Here is a 1,846-nt window from a genome sequence, read left to right as displayed (position 1 = left end):
ACCTTTGGCCGTGATGGATTTCTTCCATCAGCTGTTGCTGGCGCCTCAGGCATGATTGCAACGTTACTTTTAGCGATATGCTTAATAAGCCTTTACCGCAAACAAGACTAAGGCTTAATAGCTCACAAGTCATTGGCTCTTTTTGAATAAAGTATAAACATCGGCGCATATTACATATAAGAATTCGCCGATGTTTTACATTTAAAGCATTCCCCTAGCCTATCTCAAAAGCTTTTAACTAATTTATGTTTTGATGTATGGAATCAAAATTTGACACCATTTACCCAATAGCCTCTTGCTAGTTTTGTGTATTCTCAATAGGTCAATCTTTATGAGCTAAATATAACAATGCTATAAAATTAACTACAGGAATTAAAAAAAGAAAACCCATCCAGCCTTTAAAACCAGCTCTAGTAAATACGCGCCAACCTGCAAACGCTATCAATGCCCAAATTGCGGTAGCTATAATAAAACCCATTATACATTCTCCTTAAATCTAGGCCATTCTGAGAAAGCTAAATAAAACAAAAACGCCAGGTTTAGTGCTGGAATCCAAAATACAAATATTGGCGTGTCTTTAAATCCAGCCTTAAAATAAATTTTACTTATTGCATGTCCACTTGCAAACCAAATTGCTAATACAATTATTATTTCTATTACTACCACACAGTTCTCCTTTAGTATTGGTGGTGGAAAAATCAAAAAAACTAAAGTTTATTGCCCAACTATCACTTTTTTTATTATCAACTTTCGTTTTAGACCATCCCCCCTAAATTACTCTTTCTTTTTAGCAAATTAAGGATGAATATCTCGTTTATTCAGTTCTTACAAAAAGGCAAAAAGAAAGACCTAACCTCATCCATTTTTTTGATGTATGAAGTCAAGATTTGACCCCTTTAGCTTCTTTACCCCCGTGAACTCAGGGCTGTTCGAGATTTAATGCGCAAACGAATGGACATTGTGCAACAGTCCACTAAAAACTTATTATCGGTGCAAAGTTGTTACATGCGTCATCTTGGTTATAAGCTCGGTAGCAACAAAATAAAGCAAATGGCTGCTATCAGAAAAGGCGTTGATACTGTGCAGGTACACGCAGACTTTAGCTCAATGAATACAGCACTGTCAGTCATTTCTAACCTCTCATTAATACGTTGTGCTCAACAGCAAATTAATGTGATAGAGGGGGCTATTTTAAAACAAACATCACTCTCCCCTGAATTTATAAACCTATCCAGTATTGATGGAATTGGGAATACTTTAGCACTGACTATTATGTTAGAAACCGGCACGATTAAACGTTTTGATAGCCCAGGTAATTTCTCATCGTATTGTCGCTGTGTTAAAGGGGTAAGGTACAGCAATGGAAAGAAAAAAGGCGCTACGAATCAGAAGAATGGTAATCGTTATTTAGCGTGGGCCTTTACTGAGGCTGCTAATTTTGCAATTCGTTATAACCCAACAGTTAAAAAATATTATCAACGAAAACTGGCTAAAACAAACAAGGTAGTTGCGATTAAAACGGTTGCACATAAGCTCGCAAGAGCGTGTTATCACGTGCTTAAAGACAATGTACCATTCGATGAACACAAGGCGTTTGCTTAGCGTCTATAAAACAAATTAGGTTAACGTGTTGAGCTCGTAATGGGGTTGGTAAAACCATTAGATTTGATTAAGCCTGCACGTTAACCGCTCATATTTTAAATACTGGATATGCCCAATGTTTGAGCCACAAAGGGTTGGTTATGTGTAAGCATAAACCACTGACTTGTTACAGCGCAGTGTGTAAACACAGCCAGAAACTGGACTGACATTGGTACTAAACGATGACTGAGGCGAAAGCCAAGGG

At 37.3% G+C, this 1,846-nt stretch carries 3 protein-coding genes and 1 pseudogene; 2 read left to right on the top strand and 2 right to left on the bottom strand.

Annotated elements, in window-relative coordinates; all coding sequences use genetic code 11:
• A pseudogene (locus L647_RS1000000126620) lies at nucleotides 1–111 on the top strand (thiamine biosynthesis protein ThiC); the annotation flags it as partial.
• A gap of 211 nt (nucleotides 112–322) precedes the next feature.
• Here the strand turns inward: L647_RS1000000126620 and L647_RS1000000126170 are convergent.
• Entirely contained in the window at nucleotides 323–478 is a 156-nt protein-coding gene (locus L647_RS1000000126170; protein ID WP_173399985.1) for a hypothetical protein, read from the bottom strand.
• Nucleotides 478–666, bottom strand: coding sequence for a hypothetical protein (locus L647_RS0120730; RefSeq protein WP_024612719.1), 189 nt, complete (start codon nucleotides 664–666; stop codon nucleotides 478–480). Before L647_RS0120730 ends, L647_RS1000000126170 begins: the two co-directional genes overlap by 1 nt.
• Nucleotides 667–939: 273 nt before the next feature.
• Between L647_RS0120730 and L647_RS0120725 the strand changes: the two genes are divergently transcribed.
• The gene (locus tag L647_RS0120725; RefSeq protein ID WP_253948922.1) at nucleotides 940–1,602 is read left to right on the top strand and encodes a transposase; all 663 of its coding nucleotides are present in this window, start codon (nucleotides 940–942) and stop codon (nucleotides 1,600–1,602) included.
• The last annotated feature ends 244 nt before the right edge of the window (nucleotides 1,603–1,846 follow it).

Source organism: Pseudoalteromonas sp. TB64 (assembly GCF_000498095.1).
Lineage (GTDB): Bacteria > Pseudomonadota > Gammaproteobacteria > Enterobacterales > Alteromonadaceae > Pseudoalteromonas.
The sequence above is the reverse complement of the archived record's forward strand: the minus strand, read 5'-3'. Positions and strand labels throughout refer to the sequence as shown.

What these genes read in the sequence shown, in the direction of transcription:
- L647_RS0120725 (WP_253948922.1), top strand. Translation starts at nt 940, where the DNA reads ATGCGCAAACGAATGGACATTGTGCAACAGTCCACTAAAAACTTATTA.
- L647_RS1000000126170 (WP_173399985.1), bottom strand. Translation starts at nt 478, where the DNA reads ATGGGTTTTATTATAGCTACCGCAATTTGGGCATTGATAGCGTTTGCA.